The organism is Caballeronia sp. LZ029, assembly GCF_031451275.1.
In the GTDB taxonomy this organism is placed as follows: domain Bacteria; phylum Pseudomonadota; class Gammaproteobacteria; order Burkholderiales; family Burkholderiaceae; genus Caballeronia; species Caballeronia jiangsuensis.
The window spans coordinates 515,683-540,642 of the sequence record NZ_JARUXO010000001.1; the positions used below are offsets into that span (position 1 = coordinate 515,683).

26 protein-coding genes and 1 tRNA gene are annotated in these 24,960 nt (G+C 63.5%); 8 read left to right on the forward strand and 19 right to left on the reverse strand.

From position 1 onward, the window contains the following. Window positions 1–19: 19 nt before the first annotated feature. Window positions 20–766 carry a cytochrome c gene (locus tag QCE73_RS02440; protein WP_035497789.1) on the reverse strand — a complete coding sequence of 249 codons (747 nt, stop codon included), beginning with the start codon at window positions 764–766 and terminating at the stop codon, window positions 20–22. Between the two features lie 463 nt (window positions 767–1,229). On the opposite strand from QCE73_RS02440, the gene QCE73_RS02445 reads away from it, so the two are divergent. Further along, a complete protein-coding gene (locus QCE73_RS02445; protein ID WP_309881886.1) occupies window positions 1,230–2,159 on the forward strand; it encodes a CopD family protein in 930 nt (309 codons plus the stop codon). A 12-nt stretch (window positions 2,160–2,171) separates the two neighbouring features. Here the strand turns inward: QCE73_RS02445 and QCE73_RS02450 are convergent, their stop codons facing one another. The 7 genes from QCE73_RS02450 to hda form a co-directional block, all read right to left on the reverse strand. Beyond that, a complete protein-coding gene (locus QCE73_RS02450) occupies window positions 2,172–2,471 on the reverse strand; it encodes a hypothetical protein (RefSeq protein WP_035497790.1) in 300 nt (99 codons plus the stop codon). A 98-nt stretch (window positions 2,472–2,569) separates the two neighbouring features. Continuing rightward, on the reverse strand, window positions 2,570–3,385 hold the full coding sequence (gene panB, locus QCE73_RS02455; protein ID WP_309879631.1) for a 3-methyl-2-oxobutanoate hydroxymethyltransferase: 816 nt from the start codon (window positions 3,383–3,385) through the stop codon (window positions 2,570–2,572). A gap of 47 nt (window positions 3,386–3,432) precedes the next feature. Then, window positions 3,433–4,113 (reverse strand): deoxynucleoside kinase, encoded by a 681-nt coding sequence (locus tag QCE73_RS02460; RefSeq protein ID WP_035497792.1) that lies wholly within the window; start codon window positions 4,111–4,113, stop codon window positions 3,433–3,435. Continuing rightward, window positions 4,110–4,667 (reverse strand): 2-amino-4-hydroxy-6-hydroxymethyldihydropteridine diphosphokinase, encoded by a 558-nt coding sequence (gene folK / locus QCE73_RS02465; protein ID WP_309879632.1) that lies wholly within the window; start codon window positions 4,665–4,667, stop codon window positions 4,110–4,112. The genes QCE73_RS02460 and folK overlap by 4 nt, the downstream gene beginning before the upstream one ends. A 78-nt stretch (window positions 4,668–4,745) precedes the next feature. Further along, the gene (gene pcnB / locus QCE73_RS02470; RefSeq protein ID WP_035497794.1) at window positions 4,746–6,326 is read right to left on the reverse strand and encodes a polynucleotide adenylyltransferase PcnB; all 1,581 of its coding nucleotides are present in this window, start codon (window positions 6,324–6,326) and stop codon (window positions 4,746–4,748) included. Next, complete coding sequence (locus tag QCE73_RS02475) at window positions 6,319–7,005, reverse strand: HAD family phosphatase (RefSeq protein ID WP_035497795.1); 687 nt, start codon at window positions 7,003–7,005, stop codon at window positions 6,319–6,321. The genes pcnB and QCE73_RS02475 overlap by 8 nt, the downstream gene beginning before the upstream one ends. An 11-nt stretch (window positions 7,006–7,016) precedes the next feature. Then, window positions 7,017–7,811, reverse strand: coding sequence for a DnaA regulatory inactivator Hda (hda, locus tag QCE73_RS02480; protein ID WP_035497796.1), 795 nt, complete (start codon window positions 7,809–7,811; stop codon window positions 7,017–7,019). A 249-nt stretch (window positions 7,812–8,060) separates the two neighbouring features. Between hda and purM the strand changes: the two genes are divergently transcribed. Next, complete coding sequence (gene purM / locus QCE73_RS02485; RefSeq protein ID WP_035497797.1) at window positions 8,061–9,116, forward strand: phosphoribosylformylglycinamidine cyclo-ligase; 1,056 nt, start codon at window positions 8,061–8,063, stop codon at window positions 9,114–9,116. Between the two features lie 167 nt (window positions 9,117–9,283). Here purM and QCE73_RS02490 read toward each other — a convergent pair whose 3' ends face one another. The 3 genes from QCE73_RS02490 to mutL all read right to left on the reverse strand — a co-directional run bounded on the left by QCE73_RS02490 (window position 9,284) and on the right by mutL (window position 13,641). Further along, complete coding sequence (locus QCE73_RS02490; RefSeq protein ID WP_309879633.1) at window positions 9,284–10,558, reverse strand: hypothetical protein; 1,275 nt, start codon at window positions 10,556–10,558, stop codon at window positions 9,284–9,286. Between the two features lie 186 nt (window positions 10,559–10,744). Next, entirely contained in the window at window positions 10,745–11,692 is a 948-nt protein-coding gene (gene miaA, locus QCE73_RS02495; RefSeq protein ID WP_309879634.1) for a tRNA (adenosine(37)-N6)-dimethylallyltransferase MiaA, read from the reverse strand. Next, window positions 11,689–13,641, reverse strand: coding sequence for a DNA mismatch repair endonuclease MutL (mutL, locus tag QCE73_RS02500; protein WP_309879635.1), 1,953 nt, complete (start codon window positions 13,639–13,641; stop codon window positions 11,689–11,691). The genes miaA and mutL overlap by 4 nt, the downstream gene beginning before the upstream one ends. Window positions 13,642–13,852: 211 nt before the next feature. Between mutL and QCE73_RS02505 the strand changes: the two genes are divergently transcribed. Then, window positions 13,853–14,512 carry a DedA family protein gene (locus QCE73_RS02505; protein WP_035497800.1) on the forward strand — a complete coding sequence of 220 codons (660 nt, stop codon included), beginning with the start codon at window positions 13,853–13,855 and terminating at the stop codon, window positions 14,510–14,512. Between the two features lie 58 nt (window positions 14,513–14,570). Here the strand turns inward: QCE73_RS02505 and QCE73_RS02510 are convergent, their stop codons facing one another. Continuing rightward, window positions 14,571–14,822, reverse strand: a complete 252-nt coding sequence (locus QCE73_RS02510; RefSeq protein ID WP_035497970.1) for a GlsB/YeaQ/YmgE family stress response membrane protein — start codon at window positions 14,820–14,822, stop codon at window positions 14,571–14,573. A gap of 507 nt (window positions 14,823–15,329) precedes the next feature. Between QCE73_RS02510 and QCE73_RS02515 the strand changes: the two genes are divergently transcribed. Genes QCE73_RS02515 through QCE73_RS02525 form a run of 3 tightly spaced genes read left to right on the forward strand, consistent with a single transcriptional unit; the run spans window position 15,330 to window position 17,273 of the window. Beyond that, window positions 15,330–16,280 (forward strand): peptidoglycan DD-metalloendopeptidase family protein, encoded by a 951-nt coding sequence (locus QCE73_RS02515; protein ID WP_309879636.1) that lies wholly within the window; start codon window positions 15,330–15,332, stop codon window positions 16,278–16,280. Between the two features lie 27 nt (window positions 16,281–16,307). Beyond that, window positions 16,308–16,868 (forward strand): outer membrane protein assembly factor BamE, encoded by a 561-nt coding sequence (gene bamE, locus QCE73_RS02520; RefSeq protein WP_309879637.1) that lies wholly within the window; start codon window positions 16,308–16,310, stop codon window positions 16,866–16,868. Between the two features lie 18 nt (window positions 16,869–16,886). Beyond that, a complete protein-coding gene (locus QCE73_RS02525) occupies window positions 16,887–17,273 on the forward strand; it encodes a hypothetical protein (protein ID WP_309879638.1) in 387 nt (128 codons plus the stop codon). Window positions 17,274–17,645: 372 nt separating this feature from the next. Here the strand turns inward: QCE73_RS02525 and QCE73_RS02530 are convergent, their stop codons facing one another. After that, window positions 17,646–18,137, reverse strand: coding sequence for a hypothetical protein (locus tag QCE73_RS02530; protein ID WP_404989727.1), 492 nt, complete (start codon window positions 18,135–18,137; stop codon window positions 17,646–17,648). On the opposite strand from QCE73_RS02530, the gene QCE73_RS02535 reads away from it, so the two are divergent. Then, the gene (locus QCE73_RS02535; protein ID WP_309879641.1) at window positions 18,115–18,249 is read left to right on the forward strand and encodes a hypothetical protein; all 135 of its coding nucleotides are present in this window, start codon (window positions 18,115–18,117) and stop codon (window positions 18,247–18,249) included. The two genes, QCE73_RS02530 and QCE73_RS02535, sit on opposite strands and share 23 nt — an antisense overlap. A 28-nt stretch (window positions 18,250–18,277) precedes the next feature. Here QCE73_RS02535 and QCE73_RS02540 read toward each other — a convergent pair whose 3' ends face one another. Then, complete coding sequence (locus QCE73_RS02540; protein WP_309879642.1) at window positions 18,278–18,946, reverse strand: glycine zipper 2TM domain-containing protein; 669 nt, start codon at window positions 18,944–18,946, stop codon at window positions 18,278–18,280. A gap of 190 nt (window positions 18,947–19,136) precedes the next feature. Between QCE73_RS02540 and QCE73_RS02545 the strand changes: the two genes are divergently transcribed. Beyond that, window positions 19,137–20,042, forward strand: a complete 906-nt coding sequence (locus tag QCE73_RS02545) for a glutamate/aspartate ABC transporter substrate-binding protein (RefSeq protein ID WP_238209832.1) — start codon at window positions 19,137–19,139, stop codon at window positions 20,040–20,042. A 6-nt stretch (window positions 20,043–20,048) separates the two neighbouring features. Here QCE73_RS02545 and QCE73_RS02550 read toward each other — a convergent pair whose 3' ends face one another. The 5 genes from QCE73_RS02550 to QCE73_RS02570 form a co-directional block, all read right to left on the reverse strand. Next, window positions 20,049–20,603 carry a carboxymuconolactone decarboxylase family protein gene (locus QCE73_RS02550; protein WP_309879643.1) on the reverse strand — a complete coding sequence of 185 codons (555 nt, stop codon included), beginning with the start codon at window positions 20,601–20,603 and terminating at the stop codon, window positions 20,049–20,051. 8 nt (window positions 20,604–20,611) lie between these two features. Next, entirely contained in the window at window positions 20,612–21,943 is a 1,332-nt protein-coding gene (locus QCE73_RS02555) for an aspartate aminotransferase family protein (protein WP_309879645.1), read from the reverse strand. A 106-nt stretch (window positions 21,944–22,049) separates the two neighbouring features. Further along, window positions 22,050–22,910: a MurR/RpiR family transcriptional regulator gene (locus QCE73_RS02560; protein WP_309879646.1), complete on the reverse strand. Its 861-nt coding sequence runs from the start codon at window positions 22,908–22,910 to the stop codon at window positions 22,050–22,052. 117 nt (window positions 22,911–23,027) lie between these two features. Continuing rightward, a tRNA-Met gene (locus QCE73_RS02565) sits at window positions 23,028–23,104 on the reverse strand. A gap of 95 nt (window positions 23,105–23,199) precedes the next feature. Beyond that, a complete protein-coding gene (locus QCE73_RS02570; RefSeq protein ID WP_309879647.1) occupies window positions 23,200–24,858 on the reverse strand; it encodes an MFS transporter in 1,659 nt (552 codons plus the stop codon). Window positions 24,859–24,960: the final 102 nt, after the last annotated feature.

Here is a 24,960-nt window from a genome sequence, read left to right on the forward strand (position 1 = left end):
TGTTGTCGCTCCAGACGCCTTATTGCAGTTCGCTGCCGCACTTGAGCGGCATCTTCAACGAGCCAGCAGGCGCGGGCACCGGGTTGGCGGGTGCGGTTTGCGTGGACAGCCATGCGGCGACGGCGGTCACGTCGTCATCCGTCAGGCGCGAGGCGATCTGCTGCATGCAATCGGGCGCCTTCGCGTGACGCGTGCCCGACTTCCATGCGCCGACTTGCGCGCTGATGTAGTCCGAATGCAGGCCGACGAGACCCGGAATGGCCGGCTGCATGCCGGTCAGGCCCTTGCCGTGGCAAGCCGCGCACGCGGGAATGTTTTTCGATGCATCGCCGTTCAGCACGATCTGCTGGCCGCGCGCGAGCGTCGTCGAAGAGACGTTCGTCTTGGCGGGCGGCGGATACGGCGGACGCTGATTCGAGAAGTACGTCGCGATCTGATGAAGGTAATCGTCCGAGAGATACGTGACGAGGTAGTTCATCGGCGGGTACTTGCGCCGGCCTTCGCGGAAATTCTGGAGCTGGTTGTACAGATAGTCGGCAGGCTTGCCGGCAAGACGCGGGAAGTAGTCGTTGTCCGTGCCTTCACCATGAACGCCGTGGCACGCCGTACAGCCTTGCACGCGCGCGGCCATCGTGTCCGGTGCGATCGGCTGGTTCTGCGCCTGCGCGGCGGAGCTGAAAACGCCAGCGCTGCCTACCAGAGCCGAGGCAAAAGCCATAGCGAGCAGCGGACGAAAAATGCGTCTTGAAAACACGCGACACTCCATGAAATTCGGGGACCTGCCGAGCTTCGTGCGGCTCGGTGCGAAGGTGGCGAACCACGGCCACGCAGGGGGCGGTGGGTGGCGGACCACGGCCACAGCGGCTCGACGAGCCTCTGATGCGACGCGGCATTCTATCATCGATGCATGATGATGACTATTTGACACAATCTCGCTCTAAGTCCCGCTGCAGCGCATTCGCGACAATATGCCGCGCGGCTCTTGACCGCCCGCGACGAACTTAATAGGCACGAATCGTCCATTGCGTTTCGACAAATATTCGACTCGACGCGGGAGCCGCCTGATCGATGTGCTTCATGCAGTTTCGGAAGCCCCCGGCAAAAATTCAAGGCGTTTCGACGACGTTCGATGCTGTGCTGCACCGTGGACGTTCGTTTAGACTCCGCAGACTTCCTTCGATGAGCTTCCTTTCGGCGATGCCCGCTCGCACCGCGACCGCTTCCGCATGATGAACGACGATCCTCTCTGGCTTGCGCAGATGGCCTTCGCGGCGCTCGCCGATCTCGCCTTTGCCTGCGCGCTCGGCGCATTGCTGCTGAACGGCTGGCTGTCGCGCGAACAAGCGTTCGCAGCCGTGTCGCCTGCGCGATATGGCTGGCGGCGTGCTGCGCGCAGCGGTCCGATCGCCGCGATCGTGCTGATTTTGTGCAGCTTCGTCTCGCTATGGCTGCAATCGGCGGCGATGAGCGGTGCGCCGATTTCGCAAGCGGGCGCGTCCTTGTGGCTCGTCGCGACGAGCACGCACGCGGGCATCGGCTGGTCGGTCGCGCTCGTGGGCAGCGTGCTTTTGTTGCTCGCGGCGAGCGGCGCTTCGCTGTCGATGGCGCGGATCGGAATGGCGATGCTTGCAGCGCTGATCGTCGCGGCGGGCAAGTCGGCGATCGGCCACGCCGCCGATGCAGGCGCGTTCTCTCTCGCGGAAGGCGTTCAAACGCTGCATCTGCTCGCGACGGCCGCGTGGGGCGGCATCGTCATCGCGGGTGCGTTCGTGTTGCCGGCGCTCGATACGTCGGTGGTGCGCGCGGTCCTGATTCGCACGGTCGCACGCATGTCGAAAGCGGCGTCGGTCGCGGTTGCGCTTGTGGTCCTGACGGGCGCGTTCAACGGCTGGCGCGGCGTCGGCGGCTCGCTCGCGGCGCTCACTGCGAGCGTCTGGGGTCACGTGTTGATCGTCAAACTCGCGCTGGTCGCGGCGGCGCTCGCGTTCGGCGCGCTGAATCGATGGTCGGCGTTGCCGCGTCTGCAACGCTCGGCATCGACGATGGACGCCCACACGGTCATCAACGTGATGCGCATCGAAGCCGTGATGATGGCCGGGGTGTTCGTGGCGGCGGCCGTGCTGTCGCACAGCGTGCCCGGATCGGCGCTCGCGGGCTGAAGCCGCGCGCGCTTATTCGTAGCCGAGTTTGTGAGAGACGATCGGCGCGCAAAAGAGTGCCACCGCGCAGCCGATGATCTTGCCTTGCAGCTCGACCAACGCCGTATGCGAGTCCGCGAAGAAGATCACTTCGAGCAACTGCGGCAGGCAGAACACGACCGCGGCGCCGATGAACCAGCGCGTCACCGCCGCGATGCGCCAGTTATGCTGCGCGCCGATTCCCGCCGCCACCACACGCGCCACGCCCAGCGCGACGAGTGAGCCCACGGCCAGTTGGGCTCGGACATATTCATCGGGAAGGACGTGCCACATGATCGTTCTCGCTCTTTTTAGTGACTATTGGCAAGGGTACGCGCAGGAAGCTTGGCAGTATGTACGAAAAAACGCAGATCGTGGGCGCGCGGCATCGCTCAGAACGTATGCTCGGGGCCCGGGAAAGTGCCGTCCTTCACGGCGCGCACATAGGCTTCTACGGCCGCGAAAATGCTCGACTGGCCTTGCATGAAATCCTTGACGAAGCGCGGCCGTTTGCCGTGGAAGATGCCGAGCATGTCGTGCAGCACGAGCACTTGTCCCGAGCAGTCGATACCCGCGCCGATGCCGATGGTCGGAATCGCGAGCGCCTCCGTGACATCGCGCGCGAGCAGCGTAGGCACCGCTTCGATCACGATCAGCTGCGCGCCCGCGTCCTGCAGCGCCATGGCGTCGCGCTTCATCTGCTCGGCGGCCGCTTCGGACTTGCCCTGCACCTTGAAGCCGCCGAACGCGTGCACCGATTGCGGCGTGAGCCCGACGTGCCCGCACACCGGAATCGACCGCTCGACCAGAAAGCGCACGGTGTCCGCGAGCCATTCGCCGCCTTCGATCTTGACCATCTGCGCGCCCGCGCGCATCAGTTGCACGGCGTTCGCGTAGGCATCTTCCTTCGAGCCGATCGTGCCGAACGGCATGTCCGCGACGATGAGCGCGCTCCGGTTGCCGCGCGCGACCGATGCCGTGTGATACGCGATGTCGGCGAGCGTGACGGGCAGCGTCGTGCTGTGCCCTTGCAGCACGTTGCCGAGCGAATCGCCGATCAGCATGACATCGACGCCCGCGCGTTCGAGCAGCGCGCCGAAGCTCGCGTCGTAGCACGTGAGCATCGCGATGCGTTCGCCGGTCTCGCGCATGGTTTGAAGCTTGGGTACGGTGATCGTCGAGCGATTCGTTTCCTGCAGATACGTCATGATCGTTTCACTATAGAGTCGCTAAAGAGGGTGGCTGCGCGACGCGCTCAGACCGATACGCCTTTGACAAAGAATTCCTTGCGTCCGCGCATCGATTCGATGCGCTCGACGAGGAGCGCGAGATCGTCATCCGATGCAAGCGGGTTCAGGTGCTCCGCATTCACGGTGAGCAACGGCGTCGCGTCATAGTGATAGAAAAAGTCGTTATACGCATCGCAGAGCGCGCGCAGATACGAATCGGAGATTTGCAGCTCCATCGGCAGCGCGCGTTTCTGGATGCGCGAGAAGAGCACTTCCGGGCTCGCCTGCAGATAGACGACGAGATCGGGCGCGGGCCCGCTCGAATGTATGCGCGAGGCGACGTCCCTGTATAGCTGAAACTCGTCGTCGGGCAGCGTGAGACGCGCGAAGAGCTCGCTCTTCTGCGTGAGAAAGTCGGTCATCAACGCGGCGCCGCTCGTCACGATATCGGCGGCTTCCTGTGTCTGCGATGCGCGCTGCAACGCGAAGCTCAACTGCGTGGCGAGCGCGTGACGCGTCGTATCGCGATAGAAGCGTTCGAGAAACGGATTGTCCTGCGGGCGCTCGAAGAGCGTGCGCATCGACCAGCGTTCGGCGAGCAGCGTCGCGAGCGTCGTCTTGCCGACGCCGATCGGCCCTTCGATCGCGATATAACGATGCGGCGGCCGCAGTTGCGGCGCGGTCACGGTGAGTGGCGGAACGCTCATCGGCAGTCTGTCTTGTCGTTGGAAGGGGTGGCGGTTGCGTCGGTGTCACGCGGATTCGCACCGACGATGCACTGGCACGTCGCGACCTTTTCGATGCGCTGATCAATGACGCCCGCGATGAACGCATCGGCGCGGCCGCGCTGGGGAAGAATGAGATCGGGCTCCAGCTCGACGAGCGGCACGAGCACGAAAGCGCGCTCGGTCATGCGCGGATGCGGCACGACGAGATCCGCTTCGTCGATGCTCGATGCGCCGTACAGCAGGATGTCCAGATCGAGCGTGCGCGGCGCATTGCGATACGGACGCTCGCGCCCGAACTGTTCCTCGATGTGATGACACAGACGCAGCAGCGATCGCGCGGCGAGGCTCGTCTCGAGTTTGACGACGCAATTGAAGTAGTCGTCGCCCGATGCATCGACCGGCGCGGTGCGATAGACGCTCGATTTCGCGAGCACGGTGATCGTGTGCTGCTGGGCGAGACACACGACTGCGTCTTTCAGGGTCTGGCGCGCATCGCCGAGATTCGCCCCCAGGCCCAGATAAGCAATCGTCATGGCAGAAGTCCTACGCGTGGGTCACAGCGAAAAGCGGGAAAGCAGGATCGCTCTTCGCTACTGTAACCAAAACCGGCGTTACTCGTTGTCGGCGCCTTCGTGCTTGTTCGCCGCACTCGGGATCGCGTCGCCATCGTTTCCTTGCGCGGCTTGATCATCGGGCGCACCCGGCTCGCCCGGGCGACGTTTCGCGTTGCTGCGACGACGCCGCTTCTTCGGGCCGCTGCTGCGCTCCTTGCCGCCTTGCGACAGCAGCGTTTCGCGCTCGGCATGATCGGCGTCGATGAAGTCGCTCCACCACTGGCCGATGGCCGCATCGAGCTCGCCCGATTCGCAACGCAGTAGCAGGAAATCATACCCCGCTCTGAATCTTTGGTGTTCCAGCAGCTTAAGCGCGCTGCGGCCGCGCTTTTCCAGCCGATGCTGAAGACTCCAGATCTCGCGCATGTCCGACGAGTAGCGCTTGTGGATCGCGAGCTTCTCGGTCTGCATGTCGAGGACATCGTCCATCGCGCGATGCAATGCGGGCACCGGATATTCGCCGTTCGCGGTGTATTGCTGCCAGCGCGTCTGCACGTCGTGCCACAAGAGCGTGGCGAAGAGAAAGCCCGGCGAAACGGGCTTGCCCGCACGCACGCGCTCGTCGGTGCTCGTGAGCGCGAGCGTGACGAACTTCTCGCCGTGCGGCTGTTCGAGCACGACATCGAGCAGCGGCAGCACGCCGTGATGCAGGCCTTCCTGACGCAGACGCGTGAGACACGCGAGCGCATGACCGGAGAGCAGCAGCTTCAGCATCTCGTCGAAGAGACGCGCGGCCGGCACGTTGTTCATCAGGTCGGCGAGGTCCTTGATCGGCGCGCGCGTGGCTTCGTCGATCTCGAAGCCGAGCTTCGCCGCGAAACGCACGACGCGCAGCATGCGCACCGGATCTTCGCGATAACGCGTCGCCGGATCGCCGATCATGCGCAGCAGCCGCGCGCGGATGTCGGCCATGCCGTCGTGATAGTCCAGCACGGTTTGCGTGGCCGGATCGTAGTACATCGCGTTGATGGTGAAGTCGCGGCGCGTGGCGTCTTCGTGCTGCTCGCCCCAGACGTTGTCGCGCAACACGCGGCCGCTCGCATCGACGGCATGCGTGCGGCCATCGAGCTCGCCGCGCCTGAGCCGCCGCGGCGGTTCGGAAGCCGGCTCGGGCGGGACGTCCATCAACGCGCGAAACGTCGATGTCTCGATGATCTCCTGGCCGAACTGCACATGCACGATCTGAAAACGCCGCCCGATGATGCGCGCGCGGCGAAAGAGCTTCTGCACCTGATCGGGCGTGGCATCGGTGGCGACGTCGAAGTCTTTCGGCGCGACGCCGAGCAGCAGATCGCGCACCGCGCCGCCGACGATGAACGCGCGATGCCCCGCGTGCTGCAGGCCATCTGTCACGCGGACCGCGTTCTTCGAGATCAGCGACGGATCGATGCCGTGAATGTCCGACGACAGGATGACCGGCACGTTCGGGTCGCGCTTCACGGGCGCGGCGGCCTTCTTGCGCGTGCTCTTGCGAGCGGGTTTGGCGTCGGGCGAATCAGCCGGGATGTCGTTCGCTGCGCTTTCGTTGGAGTCGGCGCTATCTTGCCCGAACAGCTTGCGGATAAGTTTTTTAATCACGTGTGTCGAACAGGTTCAGGATGCGCCAGCCTTTGGCTTGCGCATGCGCGCGCAGGGTGTCGTCGGGATTGGTCGCGACAGGATCGGTGACGCGTTCCAGCAGCGGGATGTCGTTGTGCGAATCGCTGTAGAAATAGCTGTGCTTGAAATCGGAAAGCTTCTTGCCGATGGATTCGAGCCATTGCTCGACCCGCACGATCTTGCCTTCGCGATAACTCGGCGTGCCGGTGGGCCGGCCGGTGAGCGCGCCGTGCGGATGGTCGTCCACGGTTTCCACTTCGCATGCGATCAACGTTTCGATGCCGAAGGCTTCCGCGATCGGCGCGGTGATGAACGCGTTGGTCGCCGTGACGAGGCAGCAGAGATCGCCGTCGTCCTGATGCTCGCGCACCAGCGTGACGGCCGCCGGCACGATGCGCGGATTGATCACCTCGCGCATGAACTGCGCGTGCCAGTCGGTGAGTTGCTCGCGCGAGTACTTGGCGAGCGGTGCGAGCATCGCGTGCAGATATGCGTTGATGTCGAGCACGCCCGCCTTGTAATCGGCGTAGAAGGCATCGTTCTGACGCGCGAAGGATTCCGCCTCGACGATGCCCAGTTTCACCATGAAGCGGCCCCATTCGTGGTCGCTGTCGGTGGGGATGAGCGTGTGGTCGAGATCAAAGAGGGCGAGGTTCATGGGTGCGCATTTTACTTGAAGCGGGTCGGGGCGTTGTCCGGCGCGGCCGGGCCGGAATCGGGCGCGGCCGGATCGCCCGGCGTCCGTTCGTGCGCGGACACGGAAACGAGCGGCGCGGCGCGGCCGGTTTGCTGGAGCATCGTGCGCAGGAGCGGGCGCGTCACCGCGCGCTTTTGCTCCAGCGAGAAGCGGTCGAGTTCGTCGAGCAGGGCCATGAGGCTCGGCATGTCGCGCCGGAAATGCGTGAGCAGATAGCCGGGCACGCCCTCGGCAAGCACGATGCCGCGTTCGCGCGCCGCGTGCTTCAGCACGGAGACCTTCGCGTCGTCGGAAAGCGGCTGCAGATGGAACACGAGACCCCAGCCGAGCCGCGTGCGCAGGTCTTCGCGCACGGTGAGCGCGAGCGGCGCGTCGTTGCCGGTCGCGACGAGCGCGCTCGTCGGATGCGCGCGCACTTCGTTGAAGAGATTGAAGAGGGCGATCTGCTGCGCGGCCGACAGCCGGTCGCAATCGTCGACGGCGTAGAGCGTGACTTGCGGATCGAAACCGAATGCGTTGAGCGCGCTTTGCGGGCCCAGATAGCGCGCGAGTCCGTTCGCTTCGTAGGTGAGCGCCTGCAGCAGATGGCTGCGGCCGCTGCCCGGCTCGCCCCACACGTAGAACGTGCGGTCGGCGACCGGCCCGGCCGCGAGTGCGCCTTCGAGCTCACGCAGCCGCGCGATCAGTTCGTGATTGCCGGCGGCGAAAAAATTGTCGAAGGTGGCGGGCGGCGGCGTGCCCAGATCGAGCGTCAGTTGGCGTTGCACGGGAGATCGGTGTCGTCGGGCCTTGAGTCGGGCATATCTTGAAAACGGCCGGATGAGCTGCGGGTATACGCGCAAAGCCGCAGCGGAGCGCCCTGTGCGCCAATGGTTCGGGCGCCGTCGAGACCGCTTTCGATCTCGAAAAGAGCGCCTTCGCGATTTCTGGCGAACGCGGGAAAATCCAGTCTGCCGACCGTCGTCGGGTCATCATCGGGTAAAATCGCATTTTACCGACCTTCTCGCTTCCTCCCCATGAATCAACCGAAATCCGCTCCGGACGCCCAGGGTTTGTCGTATCGCGACGCGGGCGTGGACATCGACGCGGGCGACGCGCTCGTCGACCGGATCAAGCCGTTTGCCAAGAAAACATTGCGCGACGGCGTGCTGGGCGGCATCGGCGGATTCGGCGCGCTCTTCGAAGTGCCGAAGAAGTACAAGGAACCGGTGCTCGTGTCGGGCACGGACGGCGTCGGCACGAAGCTGCGCCTCGCGTTCACGCTGAACCGGCATGACACCGTCGGCCAGGATCTCGTCGCGATGAGCGTGAACGACATCCTCGTGCAGGGCGCCGAGCCGCTCTTCTTCCTCGATTACTTCGCGTGCGGCAAGCTCGACGTCGATACGGCGGCGGACGTCGTGAAGGGCATCGCGACCGGTTGCGAGCTGGCGGGCTGCGCGCTGATCGGCGGCGAGACGGCGGAAATGCCGGGCATGTATCCCGATGGCGAATACGATCTCGCGGGCTTCGCGGTCGGCGCGGTGGAAAAGAGCAAGATCATCGACGGCAGCACGATCAAGCCGGGCGATGTCGTGCTCGGGCTGGCTTCGAGCGGGATTCATTCGAACGGTTATTCGCTGGTGCGCAAGATCATCGAGCGCGCGAACCCCGATCTGAACGCCGATTTCGACGGCCGCTCGCTCGCCGACGCACTGATGGCGCCCACGCGCATCTACGTGAAGCCGCTGCTTTCGGCGATGCAAAGCGTGACCGTTAAAGGCATGGCGCATATCACGGGCGGCGGGCTCGTCGAGAACATTCCGCGCGTGCTGCGTGAAGGGCTCACGGCCGAGCTGGATCATCGCGCGTGGCCGTTGCCGCCGCTGTTCGCGTGGCTGCAGAAGCACGGCGGCGTCGCGGATGCGGAGATGCATCGCGTGTTCAACTGCGGTATCGGGATGGCTGTGATCGTCGCGGCGGAAGATGCGCAGGCGGCGACCGGTTTGCTTTCCGCCGCGGGTGAGCAGGTGTGGCAGATCGGCGTCGTGCGCGAGAGCAAGGAAGGGGAGGCGCAGACGGTGGTGGTTTGAGCGCCGCGCGATCTGGCTTGTTCGAAGGCAAAAACCCTCGCTTTGCGCGAGGGTTTCTGTTTTTTGGCGGGTCGATTACGGTCGCCCTCGCCATTTTTGCTCGAGCCAAGCGTTATTGCACGGCGGTTCAAATCGAACTGATGCGCCTTATATTGAAAGCAGTTGGTTTAATAACCGCAGCGACTTTCGTATGTCGAATTGCCACCTATGTACATCCACTGGTAACAGCTACCCGGAATATACATAACGTCATGGGTCTGCTGGGGAGTAGAACCAAGTTGTCTCGTGAGGAACGCGGCGGCGATCTTGTTGAAGGCCGGGCGCGGAGCTGTCACGTGATATTTGATCGTTGTCGAGGTTTCGGAAACTGGTGCGGTCAAACGCGTCCCGGAGGAGATTAGTTCGCCTAGATAAACTTTACCTTGATACTCGACATATTTGTCATCGGCAGTCAGGAATCGACCGCTGTCAGCTCCCGTACCCGCTGGCGCCGAGATTTGGTAGCCACCGAGCGTCTTGATATCCCTTATTGGAATGACAGTACTCTTTTTGAAGTCTTGCATGGTTCCGTCGAATTGAACTTTCGAAAGATCGACGCGAAGGAATTCAGTTTGAGCCGTGTAGGTCGGCACGAACAACTGTGAGCCTGCAGGCATGAGTGTCGTGTCCGACGACGGAAAGACCAGACGGGGCATGTTCACGGTAAGCGGATTTGCAACATAGTCCACCGTGACTGTCTTGGGATAGAGCAAGTCTGGGGGCGGTACCGGGTCACCTCCCTGGAAAAGCTTGACAACCGACTTCACCGACTGTCCGGCCACGTTCTGCACGTCCAGCGTCACATGATAAAGCGGCGTCGACATGCCCTTTACGCCGAAATCGAATCCGTCGGGCGAGCGCTGAAAGATCTTCGTTTGCGGGCCGAGATCGTCGTAAGGCAAACTGTCCGCGGGGAACGCGCCTTCAGCCGTGATGTACACCATCTTGCTGTATTGCAGCGTGTCGTTCCCGGTAAGCGGAACATAAGACTGACGCAGCGTGGTATCGGAACCGTCGATCACGCCGAACCGGGTACGCGTGATTCCAGTATCGCGGGGCGCTGGTTCCGTCATGGAGCCCGCAGGCGGACTCACCGGATCCTTCAAGAGCGCTCCGCCAGTCTTAGGGCTTTGAATGGAATTCCAGCCGAATATGTAGTAGCCGGCGCCGGAAGTCGTATTGAAGATTCCATCGAAGAAACTCGACGCATCGCTTGTTTGAGTCACGGCGTCCGAAGCGCCCGCAGGCGCGCCCGCGCTCTTCGCCACGCTGGCGATATCTCCGCCTGCCACTCCATCCGAACCTCCGCACGCGCTCAGCGTTACCGCTATGAGGAAGCTTGCGGCGGGCACCAAACACGTGCGCATTGCGCGCGTTGCAACCTGCTGCTTTCTCGACAACATTATTTTCCTCGTTTGATTGAAACCGGTTCCACCTTCGCCAAAAAATGACTGCCTGAAGGCAATTAGTTCGTCATGCGAAATATAGATGGAACAGCATCTCCGCTTGGTAGCGCGTTCTTTGCACCAGGCGGATTGGAAGATGCTAGCGGTTTGAAACGATTACACGCAATGTTTCGGTCTGTTTTTTCAGATTTTCGGACTGCGAACGAGAGCCTCCAACGCCCGTTCCGTCGCATCCTCCGCGCAGCAATCCACGACGACACGCTCCGGCATCGCCCTCAACCACGTCAACTGACGCTTGCACAACTGCCGCGTCGCGAAGATGCCCTTGTCGCGCATCTCGTCGTAGCCCGTCGCGCCGTCGAGGTACTCCCACGCTTGCCGATAACCGACGCAGCGCATCGACGGCATCGACAGATCGAGATCGCCGCGCGCGCGCAGCCGTCTCACTTCGTCGATGAAACCTCGTGCGAGCATCGCATCGAAGCGCGCCGCGATGCGCGCATGCAGCACCGCGCGATCGGACGGCTCCAGCGCGATCGGCACGAAGCGATACGGCGCATCCACATGCTGGGTGCGTGGTGCGGCGAGGAGCGTGGACATCGGCTGTCCGGTCAGCATGAAGATTTCGAGCGCGCGCTGGATGCGTTGCGAGTCGTTCGGCGCGAGCCGCGCGGCCGTTTGCGGATCGACGGTTGCGAGCCGCGCGTGCAGCGCGGGCCAGCCGTCGCGTGCGGCATCGGCGTCGAGCGCGGCGCGCACGTCGGCATCGGCTGTGGGAAGATCGTTGAGACCTTGCGTCAGCGCCTTGTAGTACAGCATCGTGCCGCCGACCAGCAACGGCACATTTCCCCGCGCGACGATCTCGCCGATCAGCCGCAGCGCATCGGCGCGAAACTGCGCGGCGGAATACGTCTCGGCGGGATCGATGATGTCGATCAGATGATGCGGCGCCGCCGCGCGCTCCACCGCGTCAGGCTTGGCCGTGCCGATATCCATCTCGCGATAGACGAGCGCCGAATCCACACTGACGATCTCGACCGGATGCCGCGCCGCGAAAGCGAGCGCGGCCGCCGTTTTTCCGGACGCCGTCGGCCCGAGCAGACAGGCCACGCGCAAAGCGGTATCGCTCATTGTCCGCGCATGAAAAGGCGGTCGAGATCGGCGAGCGTGAGCTGAAACCACGTCGGCCGGCCGTGATTGCACTGATCGGCGCGCTCGGTCGCTTCCATCTGGCGCAGGAGCGCGTTCATCTCGTCGAGCGTGAGCCGGCGATTCGCGCGCACCGCGTTATGACACGCGAGCGTGCCCAGCAATTCGTGTTGACGCTCGGTGAGCACGCGCGATCCGCCATACGCGTGCAGGTCGGCGAGCACGGCGCGCGCGAGCGATTGCAGATCGGCGTCCTTCAGCAACGCGGGCACCGCGCGGATCGCGATCGATGTCGGCGACAGCACCGCGAGATCGAAGCCGAGCGCATCGAGCGTGTCGCGCTCTTCCTCGACGATGCCGATCTCGACCGGTTCGGCCGTCATCGACACGGGAATCAGGAGCGGCTGCACCGCGATCGCGCGATCGGCGAGCGCGTGCTTGAATTGCTCATAGAGAATGCGTTCGTGCGCCGCGTGCATATCGACGATCACGAGACCGCGAGCGTTTTGCGCCAGCACGTAGATGCCATGAATCTGGCCGACGGCGAATCCGAGCGGCTGTTCGCTGGCGTGATCGAGCGCGCTGTCGTTCGCCATGACCGGCGCCGATGGCCGCTCGTCCACGCCCGGATAAGGCGTGTCGATGGAAGTCGTCGCGTTCGGCGTGCCCGCGCCGATGTCCTTGCGGCCGAAGAGCGCGTCATACAGCGCGAGCGGCTGCGCGACCGGCAGCGTGCCCTGCGTCATGCGCGACTGGCGCATCCAGTTCGTGCCGTTCTCGCTTTTCAGATTGAGCGTGTCGGGCGCACCGGCAAACGGCTTCGCGCTGAACGACGCTGGGCCGGTCGGCTGCAATTGCGCCGCGTGCCCGCCCGATGTCGTCTCCGGCGAAGCGCCCGCATGTCGCGCGAGTGCGCGTTGCACGGCGTGAAAGACATACTGGTGAATCGAGCGCGAATCGCGAAAGCGTACTTCGATCTTCGACGGATGCACGTTCACATCGACGGATTCGGGCGGCAGATCGAGGAACAGCACGTACGCCGGATAGCGATTGCCGTGCAACACGTCCTCATACGCGGCGCGCACCGCGTGCGTGAGCAGCTTGTCGCGCACGAAGCGGCCGTTCACGAAGAAATACTGCTGGTCGGCGCGACCGCGGCTCGCGGTCGGCAGGCCCGCGCAGCCATAGACGGCGAGCGGCCCGGCGCGCTCGTCGAGCGGCAGATGCGCGGTTTCGAACACCTCGCCGAGAATCTTCGCGACGCGCGTTTGCGGATCGCTCGCGTTCCAGTGCTCGACGGCCTTGCCGTTATGCATCACCGAAATCGCGACGTCGGGCCGCGCGAGCGCCGTGCGGCGAATCACGTCGAGACAGTGGCCGAGTTCGGTCTGCTCGCTCTTCAGGAACTTGCGGCGCGCGGGCGTGTTGAAGTACAGCTCGCGCACTTCCATCGTCGTGCCGACGGTGCCGGCCGCCGGCGAAATCGCCCCCGTCTGCGCGTCGATGCGCGTGGCGTGCGGGCAGCTATCGGTGCGGCTCGTGATGAACAGTTCGGCAACCGATGCGATCGACGCGATCGCTTCCCCGCGAAAGCCCAGCGTCGCGACGGCTTCCAGCTCCGCGAGCGAGCGGATCTTGCTCGTCGCGTGGCGCATCAGCGCGAGCGGAAGCTCGTTCGGTGGAATGCCGCTGCCGTCGTCGGCGATCACGATGCGTTTCACGCCACCTTCGTCGAGCGTGATGCGCAACGTCGTCGCGCCCGCGTCGAGCGCGTTTTCCAGCAATTCCTTGACGACCGACGCCGGCCGTTCCACCACCTCGCCCGCGGCGATCTGGCTGATGAGCTGGTCGGGCAGCGGGGCGATGGCACGCGAACGGCGCGCGCCGTCGGCGGTCAAATCGCCAGCGGAAGTTTCGTTGAGCTCGGACATGGCGAAATTATAACGATTCGCATCGTTTCGGCCGTTTCGTCCATTTCGCGCCGGACTGGCCGTCCATGCCCGCCAACGCACCGCACGATCACGCCGCGATACGGTTTTTTAACCGGCCCGACGTACCGGTTCGGTATCATGGCGCGACTCCCGCTTTCGATGCCGATGCGCCGCTTTTCCTTCGCCGGCTCAACTTTTTGAGGAAAGATTTTTGGATACGTTGCTGCAATTCCTGGGACTCATCCTTCACATCGACAAGTCGCTTGGCGTCTTCATCCAGAATTACGGCGCCTGGGTCTACGCGGTGCTGTTCCTGATCGTGTTCTGCGAAACCGGGCTCGTCGTGTTTCCGTTCCTGCCGGGCGATTCGCTGCTGTTCATCGGCGGAGCGTTCGCGGCGTCGCACGAGATGGATCTGGTCGCGCTGATCGTGCTGCTGCTCATCGCGGCGGTGACGGGCAACACGGTGAATTACTGGATCGGCCGCGCCATCGGGCCCAAAGTCTTCGACACGAACATTCCCGTGCTGGAGCGCTTCCTCGACCGGGCCGCGCTGCAAAAGACGCATAACTTCTATGAGAAGCACGGCGGCAAGACCATCGTGATCGCGCGTTTCGTGCCGGTGGTGCGGACCTTCGCGCCGTTCGTCGCGGGGGTTTCGTCGATGAGTCACGCGCGCTTTCAGTTCTTCAATATTATGGGTGCGCTCATCTGGGTGCTGCTGCTCGTGCTGCTCGGCTATTTCTTCGGCAACATTCCGTTCATCAAGCAGTATCTGAACGTGATAGTGCTGGTGGGGATCGGCGCCGCCGTCGTGCCGGTCGCGATCGGCGCGCTCTGGAAGATGAGCCGCCGCAATTCGAAGGCTTGAGCCTGGGGAATCCCGCGAGACCGACGAATGCCGGCCTCGCGGGCGCTGCGCAGTTGCGTCAGGCGCGGCGGAACAGGCGGATGATGAAAAGCAGCACCACCGCGCCGACCACGGCCGTGATCAGCGTACCGAGGATGCCGCCGCCAAACGAGAGGCCAAGCGTGCCGAAGATCCATCCGCCGATCACGCCGCCGACGATACCGACGAGAATATCCACGATCACGCCGAAGCCCGTGCCGTTCATGATGAGGCCGGCGAGCCAGCCAGCGACACCGCCGATGATCAGACTGAGGATGATTCCGTGTTGCATGATTTGCATGAGTTGAGACTCCTGTCGAATTGATGGTTGCGGGATGCAATCGAAACCTGCATCCGGGCGCGGGCAATGTAGCGGAAATGTCCGTGACAGTGGCCCGTCAAATGTCAAGGATTGTCAATCTGGGCGAGCGTCGATGAACCGGACAACCGACGACGCATGAACGCGGCCATTTAAGTCAAAAAGTTAGAATGCCAAAGGGTTTGGTCGGCCATTTCCCGGAGTGTGTCGTTTAGGTCACTGAGGCGAATTTGTTTCTGTAATGTTTTATGCTGGCGGGATCGTGTTTCTTAGGTATTTGAGAAGTGTGTGTGGTGAGCGGATGCGCGCGATGTCCGGACTGTGGGTCGCGCTGGCATTCATGGCGTTGGCGTCCGGCTGTGGCATTCTCCGATGCGGCGGAACGGCGGTGTACGGGGTGGCGATAAGCGTCTGCGCGTGATGAAAAACGCCGCGCCGACGAGCGCAACCGGCAAGTTGAAATAGTTCAAGACGACAAGCATGAGAAAGCTGGTGGTGATGCACAAGGAAGGCTTCGTAGCCGATTCGCGCGGGGCGATCGCGGGCCTGGCGCTCGTGGCGGGGATGGCGGCGGGATTGGCGGGCTGCACGTCGACGCCGCGCACGCCTGCGCCGATCGTCGAAAATTCGGCGTTGAGCGCGCCGCCGGTCGTGCAGGGCACATCGCCCGGCGTGACGCCCGCACCGGTCGTGCCGCTCGGGCCCACGGTTGCCGCGCCGGTCGAGCCGGGCTTCTATCGCGTGAAACCGGGCGACACGCTCTATGGCATTTCGCGCACCTTCAAGCAGAAGCCCGCCGATCTCGCCAAATGGAACACGCTGCCGGAAAGCAGGCAGGTGAACGTCGGGCAGGTGTTGCGTGTCGCGCCGCCGGGCGCATCGACGACGGCTTCGACGGCTGCGGGCGCATCGGCCGCCACGTCGAAGATCGCGCAGCCGCCGCTTTTGCCGACGCCGGAGAAATCGACAGCGGAGAAATCGGCGGCGCAGAAGCCCGCGGCCGACAAGCCCGCTGCGGCGAACGAAGAGCGGCCATCGGCCGTCACCGCGACCGCGCCGAAGGGCACCTTCGTCTGGCCCGTCCATGGCGACGTCGTGCGCAAGTTCGGCGCGAGCGGCAACAAGGGCATCGATATCGAGGGCAAGGTCGGACAGCCGGTCAAGGCGGCGGCGTCGGGCAAGGTGGTGTACGCGGGCAGCGGCTTGCGTTCCTACGGCCGCATGATCATCGTCAAGCATGGCAACGACTATCTGACCGCCTACGCATACAACGAGAAGCTGCTCGTGAAGGAAGGCGATACCGTGAAGCAGGGCGCCACCATCGCGGACATGGGCACGGGACCGAGCGGCACGCCATCGTTGCATTTCGAAGTGAGAAAGTCGGGTGCGGCAGTCGATCCGATGCCGCTGCTCGGCGCGGCGGGTGGCTGATCCGGCGCGGCAGGAAGGGGATAGAAGGTGAAGAAGATCGTAATCGCCGCGCTGGCCGCGGCTTCGTTGACATCGCTGCTTTCGGGATGCGATCAGCAGCAGAGCGAGGAAGGCTTGAACAAGCTCAAGGCATTCTTCAACGCAGTGAAGCCGGATACCCTGCTGCTCAAAAACCTGCAGCCCGGCGTCACGACGGAGGCGCAGATCCGCGATCAGATGGGCGAGCCTGAAACCGAGCGCTCATTCACCGACGGCAGCAAGCGCCTGGAATATCCGCGCGGTCCGGCGGGAACCAGCACCTATATGGTCGATGTCGATTCGGACGGCCTCTTCGTCTCCGTGACGCAGGTGCTGACCGCGGAAAACTTCGCGAAGGTGCGGCCCGGCATGACGATGGACGAAGTGCGCAGACTGCTCGGCAAGCCGACCGAGATCGCGGAGTATCGCCTGAAGAAGGAGCGCGTCTGGAGCTGGCACTGGCTCGAAGACGGCGTGAATCAGGACGCGATGTTCAACGCGCACTTCGGTCCTGACGGCATCGTCGTGACGACCTCGCGGTCCGAAGCGATCCGCGGCGGTCAGCGCTGACACCAAAGCACGAGAACGATGAGCGATTACGTCATCTGCAACACGCGCCTTCGTCTGATGGACGAGGCGTCGCGTTATCGCGATCAGATGCTGCGCGATTCTGGCGAAAAAACGCTCACTCGCTGGGAGTGCGACCGCGGGCATCGCTGGGACAGGACGGTCGGCGTCGCGCAGAACGTGCGCTGCATGAATTGCGCGGCCGAGCGCCTCGAACTGGAGACGAAGCGTCTGCGCGAAGTGGCGCGGGTGCGCGGCGGCGCGTTGCTCTCGCGCCGCTATGTCGATGCCGCGACGCCATTGCGCTGGAAGTGCGCATACGGCCACCTGTGGGATGCGCTTCCCGACAAGGTGTCGCGTAACTGGTGCGTCGAATGCGCGGAAAGCCTTTTTGCGGACTTTCGCTGAGCGCGTCTCAGACGCCGTTCAGCGCATCGCGTCGAAATCCGAAACCACGCGACACCGCAGACATCGCAAAAGAAAAAGCCGGCGGCTGCCGGCTTTTGAGCTTCTTTGTCGGGGCGCCGGCATCTTTCGCCTGCTACTCGCCGCGTCGTCGATAAAAACTTGCGCTTTGGTTTTTTGTTCACGCGCTTCGCTTCTACCCGTCACCCGGTCGAGTGCCGCCCATCCTGTTCGTCGGTCTCTCAGCGCGTTCTGCTGCTTCCCCCCGTGCGCTGGAATAAGTATTGCCAAGCGCCATTCCTAAGAATGTACGGTTGCAAACACATCCGCAATTGATAAGCACATTGAGGGAAAGTACTGATCCCGTAGCGATATTCAGCCTGCCGACGACACCGCCTGCGGATGCCCGATGTCCGAACGCATGTTCGCCGCGACGAGCGATTGAGTGACCATGCGCGCTTCGGCCTGAGCGATGTGTTCGAGCGTCGCGACTTCGAGTTGCTCCGCCAGCACGGCGAGCGCGGCGCACAGGCGCGCGTGTTCATCGGCGTCGAGCGTCCAGGCGCCGTCGGCGGAATGACGCGCATCCAGTTCGACCAGCGCCTCGTGCGCGAGCGTGATGTCGTCTTCGAATTCCGGCGCGTGGCCGAGCTGGCACAACTCTTCCGCGACCAGCATATGACGGCACAGCGTCATGAAGAGCGGCTGCGAGCCGTGCCCGCGATCGAACGCGTCGAGCGCCGCATAGCAACGCAGCAGCATCGCGTCGATCATCGGTTCGCGCGCCGCGCGGCTGTACGTCAGCGCGCGCAAGAGCGGCGACATCGCGGGACGGGCGGATTTCATGTTCGTCGATTTCTTCTTCACGGCAGGGCTCCCGAAAGAGGTGTTCGCGCGGGCCGGCGCAGTCTGCTGCGCCGGGACGCCGTATTTGCTGGATGCGTTTGGCGTGGAAAGCATCATCGCACCGGAAAATTAGCGCTGTCTTAAGGCGCGCGACCGCTCGCTCAGGCGGGCGTCAGCGTTTCGCCGGAGACGTGCACCTTCTGGCCGACCGCGACGCCCGGCGCGGCTTCGTAGTTGAAGCTGCGCACGCTGCCGTCGTTCATGCGCACCTGCACCTGATAGGTCGTCGACTTGTGAACCACGTGTTCGATCTGGTTCCCCGCGAGCCCGCCGCCGATCGCGCCGATGATCGTCGCCGCCGTGCGTCCGCGGCCATTGCCGATCTGCGTGCCCGCGAGCCCGCCGACCACCGCGCCGCCGATCGCGCCGATGCCGGTCGTCGGCTGCGCGGCCTGCACGGCGTTGACGGCGGTCACTTCGCCGGCGTACGGGTCGTAGGCGGGCGCGGGATTCGGCGTGGAGGACGTGTTTTCCTGAACCGGCGCGGGCCGGTGCACCGGCGTCGGATGATGTCCGCGCACGGCGCGCGGCAGCGACGCGGGCTGTTGCGCCGCGGCCGGCGAAGCCTGCGTGACAGGCACGGCCTTGGCCGTCTGGGCATCGACGAGCGGTGAAGCCGTGACCGTCGTGGCGGTCGCCTTCGACGACGGCAGGAGGCCCGTCATCGCCGCGACGCCGGTGCCGCACGCGAGGATGATCGACACAGCGGCTGCCGCGACGAGCGGATGAATGCGGGACGGCTTCGTTTGAATTTCGGGAACGGCGTTCATGGCAAGCGACTCCTGTGGGTGCCTGCCAGCTATAACGCCGCCCGACGCAGGCGGTGCACGCGTTTGCTGTGACATTTGTAAGCAAACGTCGCAGCGCGCACGGTTTCAAGCCGGCCTAGGGCGAATACATATGTTGCAATTATTTTGTCGATGGCAACATATGTATCACTACACATGAAACGAGGTCGTCATGAAATCCACGCCGCTGCTGGCATCGTCTGTCGCGTTCGCCGCGCTATCGCTCGTCACGGGCGCGAGCTACGGCCAGGACGGGCAGCCGACGCTCGCCAAGATTCAGAGCGTCAACCTGATCGCGATCGGCCACCGCGAAACGTCGGTGCCGTTCTCTTATGTCGATGCGAACAATAACGTCGTCGGCTTTTCGCAGGACTTGTGCAACAAGGTGATCGATGCGGTCAAGGCGAAGACTAAGCATCCGGATCTACGCGTGCGCTTCATTCCGGTGACGTCGCAGAACCGGATCTCGCTCGTGCAGAACGGCACGGTCGATCTCGAATGCGGCGTGACGACCAATCTCGTGTCGCGGCAGAATCAGGTCGCGTTTTCCGACACATTCTTCGTCGCGACGACGCGCCTGCTCACAAAGAAGGATTCGGGCATCAAGGATTTTCCCGATCTCGCGGGCAAGACCGTCGTGACGAATCAGGGCACGACGTCCGAGCGCATTCTTCGCAAGATGAACGAAGAGAAGAAGATGAACATGAGCATCATCAGCGCGAAGGACTACGGCGAGGGACGCGCGACGCTCGAAACCGGGCGCGCGGTCGCCTACATGATGGACGACGTGCTGCTGGCAGGCACGCGCTCGCTGACCGCGAAGCCGTCGGACTGGGTGCTCGTCGGCACGCCGCAGTCGTCGGAGGCGTACGGCTTCATGATGCGCAAGGACGATCCGGAATTCAAAAAGCTCGTCGATGATGCGATGAGCCAGGTGATGAAGGGCCCCGAGATCAAAACGATGTACGACAAGTGGTTCATGAAGCCCGTCCCGCCCAAGAACATCAACTTCGATTTTCCGATGAGCGAGACGATGCAGAAGCTCTACGCCGAGCCGAACGACAAGGCGTTCGAGTGACGATGCTTATTCGCTGAAGGGCAGCTCGGTCTGCCCTTCGGCGCGCATGCCGAAGGTATTGAGCGTCATCGCGACGAGCGCGTAATAGCCCAGCAAGCCGACGAGATTCACGACGACCGTATGACCGAAGCGCGCGACGGCGGCATCGTAAGTCGCATCGCTCACGCGCTTCGTTTCATAGAGTTCGGTCGCGAAATCGAAGATGAGTTTGTCGTCGGCATCGGCGAAAGCGGGCGTCTGGCCGCGGCGCACGGCTTCAGCGATATCGGCGGGGAGGCCGGCATCGAGCGCGATCGGATGATGGATGTGCCATTCCGCCTGCGAGCGCCAGCGCGCCGCGGTCACGAGAATCGCGAGTTCCGAAAGCCGCAGCGGCAGGCCCGTTTTGTAGCGGCAGAATGCGCCGAGTTTCTGCGCGTTCTGCGCGAGTTCGGGGCTGAAGATCCAGCCGAGAAACGGGCCGTTGAGATTGCCGCGCGGGCCGTTCAGGATGTCCTGCAACACGGCTTTTTGTTCGTCGGATGCGGCGGCGGGCTGGAAGTCGGGGAGTCGTTTGCTCATGATCGTTCTCATGCGATGGCGGAAAGCGCGCCGTCGATTGCATCGGAGAGACGCTCGACGATCGTCTCGATCTGTTCGGCCGTGGTGATGAACGGCGGCGCGATGAGCACATGATCGCCGATGCGGCCATCGACGGTGCCGCCCATCGGATAGACCATGAGGCCGCGCTTCATCGCCTCGCTCTTGATGACGGCGTGCAGCTTGTGCTTGGGATCGAACGGCGTCCTGCTCTCGCGATCCCGCACCAGTTCGACGCCGGTGAAAAGGCCGCGCCCGCGCACATCGCCGATGAACGGATGATTCTCCTGACGCTGGCGCAATGCCGCGCGCAACTGCTCGCCGCGCGCCTTCACGTTGTCGAGCAGCTTGTCTTCGGCGATGACGTGTTGCACTTCGAGCGCCGCCGCGCACGCCGTCGCGTGACCGATATACGTGTGCCCGTGCTGGAAGAAGCCCGAGCCGCCGACGATTGTGTCGAATATCTCGTTGCTGACGAGCGTCGCGCCGATCGGCTGATAGCCCGCGCCGAGTCCCTTCGCGATCGCGAGAATATCGGGCGATACGCCGTCTTCCTCGCACGCGAACAGATAACCGGTGCGGCCCATGCCGGACATCACTTCGTCCAGGATCAGCAGCACGCCGTATTTGTCGCAGACCGCGCGGATCTTGCGGAAGTACTCGCGCACCGGCGGCACCGCGCCTGCCGTCGCGCCGACGACCGTCTCCGCGACGAACGCCGCCACCGATTCCGCGCCGAGTTCGAGAATCTTCGCTTCGAGCTCGTCGGCGAGACGTTGCGCGAAGGCTTCGTCGGTTTCGCCCGCTCGTTGCTCGCGATACGCGAAGCAGGGCGTGACGTGATGCGCCTCGATCAGGATCGGCAGGAACGGCTCGCGACGCCATGCGTTGCCGCCGATAGCGAGCGCGCCGAGCGTGTTGCCGTGATAGCTCTGCCGCCGGGCGATGAAATGTCGCCGTTCGGACTGGCCTTTCTCGACAAAATACTGACGCGCGAGTTTGAGCGCGGCTTCCATTGCTTCCGAACCGCCGGACACGAAATAGACGTGACCGAGATTCTTCGGCGCGGCTTCGACGAGCAGGTTCGCGAGCGCTTCGGCGGGCTCCGTCGTGAAGAACGACGTGTGCGCGTAGGGCAATTGCTGCACCTGGCGCTGGATCGCGTCGATCACGCGCGGATGACTGTGACCGAGACACGAGACGGCCGCGCCGCCGCACGCGTCGATGTAGCGCTTGCCGGTCGAATCGACGATCTCGATGCCGTCGCCACGAACCGCGACGGGAAGCTTGGCGCGCGGCGCCCGATGAAATACCGTGGACATGATCCCTGCCTTTTGAATGCGCTCGCAACACGCGATGTGTGATTTTAACGCGTCAACAACATTTGTTGTCAAGTGTGCATGCATCGGCAGCGTGTTGCGCGCCCGGTCAGCTCGCCGCGTACGCGCCTTGCGAGTGCAGCGCGGCTTCGGCCTGCTCCAGATTGGCGACTGCATCCTTGCCTTCGAGCGCGAGCAGATGCGCGACGAGCATTTCCGCCAGCGCCGACGCCGCGACGAGCGATGGAAAGAACGACGGCGATTCGTGCGAGAAGATCAGCGTGTGATCCGCATTCAACGCGATGGGCGACACGGCGCTGTCCGTGAGCGCGATGAGTTTCGCGCCGCGCTCGATAGCCGCCTGCGCGACGCGCACTGCTTCGACGGAATACGGCGCGAAGCTCACGACGACCACGGCGTGCCGCTTTTCGATGCCGCGCAACTGCATTTCGAGCGTGCCGGCCTCGCCGCTGACGAGGCTCACTGACGGGCGGAACAGGCGATAGCCGTAGAGCAGGCTGAACGCGACGGGATAACACGAACGAAAGCCCGCGACGTGGACATGCGGCGCCTTCTTCAGTGCCTTCGCCGCATCGACGACGCTGTCGGCGTTTTGCGCGAGCGTGAGATCGAGGTTGTGCGATTGCGCTTGCGCGAGATCGCGGCTCAGGTGATTGTCGGCGCCGCTCTTTACGAGCGAGCGGGCGCGCGTCGTCAGCGGTTCGGGACGCGTGCGGACGCGGCTCACGAAGATTTCGCGGAGTTCGTTCCAGCCGGGAAAGCCGAGTTGTTGCGACAGACGGACCATCGCGGCGGGTTGCACCTTCGCGAGTTCGGCGACTTTGCGCATCGAGAGGACTGCGACCTCGTCGGGATAGTCGAGAAGGAACGCGGCGCCGGCCTGGAATTGCGGGCTCAGGTCGGGGAAACGGTCGCGGATGGTCGCGGCGAGTTGGTCGAAGGTGGGCACGTTCTGGATGCTTGAGGAAGCGGATGCGCTATTTAAGCATGAGGGGGATGGGGAACGCGCGTGAGGAGGAAAGCAAAAAGCCGCTGTCCTTGTGGGACAGCGGCTTTTTCTTGAAGCTGGTGGCGAATCAGGGACTCGAACCCCGGACCTGCGGATTATGATTCCGTCGCTCTAACCGACTGAGCTAATTCGCCGAAAGAAGACGAGATTATGGCGAGCGTCGTACAGGCTGTCAACCCCTTCCACGCGAATTCTTAAGAACCGCGTGGAAGGGCAGGCGAAGCCCGCATCAATCCTCGTGATAGACATTCGACTTGCGCGTGTCCTTCACGAACAGCATGCCGATCACGAACGTCGCCAGCGCGATCACGATCGGATACCACAGGCCAGAGTAGATATCGCCCCTGGCCGCGACGATCGCGAAGGCCGTCGCCGGCAGGAAGCCGCCGAACCAGCCATTGCCGATGTGATACGGCAGCGACATCGACGTATAGCGGATTCGCGCCGGGAACATCTCGACCAGCATCGCCGCGATCGGCCCGTACACCATCGTCACGAAGATCACGAGGATCGTCAGCACCACGATCGCCATCGGCCAGTTGATCAGCGCCGGATCGGCCTTCGCCGGATAGCCCGCGCTCTTCAACGTGCCGGCGAGCGTCTTGTCGAACGCCGCGCCTTGCGCCTTCGCGTCGGTGGCCTTACCGTCGTACGTGTTCACCACCGTCTCGCCGACCTTGATCTGCGCCTGCGTGCCCGCGGGCGCCGCCACGTTCTCATAGTTCAGACCCGCCTTCGACAGCGCGCTCTTCGCGATATCGCAGGAGCTCGTGAACTTCGCCGTGCCCACCGGATTGAACTGGAACGAGCACTCGTCCGGATTGGCGATCACGACGATCGGCGACTTCTGCGTCGCGGCTTCGAGCGTCGGGTTCGTGTAGTGGGCGAGCGCCTTGAAGAGCGGGAAGAAGCTCAACGCGGCGATCAGACAGCCGGCCATGATGATCGGCTTGCGCCCGATACGGTCCGACAGCGAACCGAAGAACACGAAGAACGGCGTGCCGATCAGCAGCGCGACCGCGACCATGATGTTCGCGCTGGTGCCATCGACCTTCAGCGTCTGCGTCAGGAAGAAGAGCGAGTAGAACTGGCCCGTGTACCACACGACCGCCTGGCCCGCCGTCAGACCGAAGAGCGCGAGCAGCACGATCTTCAGGTTCTTCCATTCGCCGAACGCTTCCGTGAGCGGCGCCTTCGACGTCTTGCCTTCCGCCTTGATGCGCTCGAACACCGGCGACTCGTGCAGCTTCATGCGAATCCACACGGACACGGCGAGCAGCAGGATCGACACGAGGAACGGAATGCGCCAGCCCCATGCGCCGAACTGCTCTTCGCCCATGATCGTGCGCACCGCGAGAATCACGATCAGCGAGATGAACAGGCCGAGCGTCGCGGTAGTCTGGATCCACGCCGTCCACGCGCCGCGCTTGTTCGAAGGCGCGTGCTCCGCGACGTACGTCGCCGCGCCGCCGTACTCTCCGCCGAGCGCGAGACCTTGCAGCAGCCGCATCGCGATGAAGATGACCGGCGCCGCGATGCCGATCGTCGCGTATCCCGGCAGGAAGCCGATCAGGAACGTCGACAGACCCATGATCACGATGGTCACGAGGAACGTGTACTTGCGCCCGACCATATCGCCGAGCCGGCCGAACACGATCGCGCCGAACGGACGCACCGCGAAGCCCGCGGCGAAGCCCAGCAACGTGAAGATGAAGCCGGCCGTCGGATTGACGCCCGAGAAGAAGGTCTTGCTGATATAGACGGCGAGCGAGCCCGCCAGATAGAAGTCATACCATTCGAACACCGTGCCCAGCGACGAGGCGAAGATGACTTTCTTCTCCTCCGCCGTCATCGGTGCGTGTGACACGCGCCCCTCAACCGTAGCCATGTATCGTCTCCTGATTTGAATTTTCGAATACATCGGTCCGCGACTAGGCGGCTCCGGTGCAAAGATTATTGGAACGAAAACTTACGGCGTTCTGACGCGGTG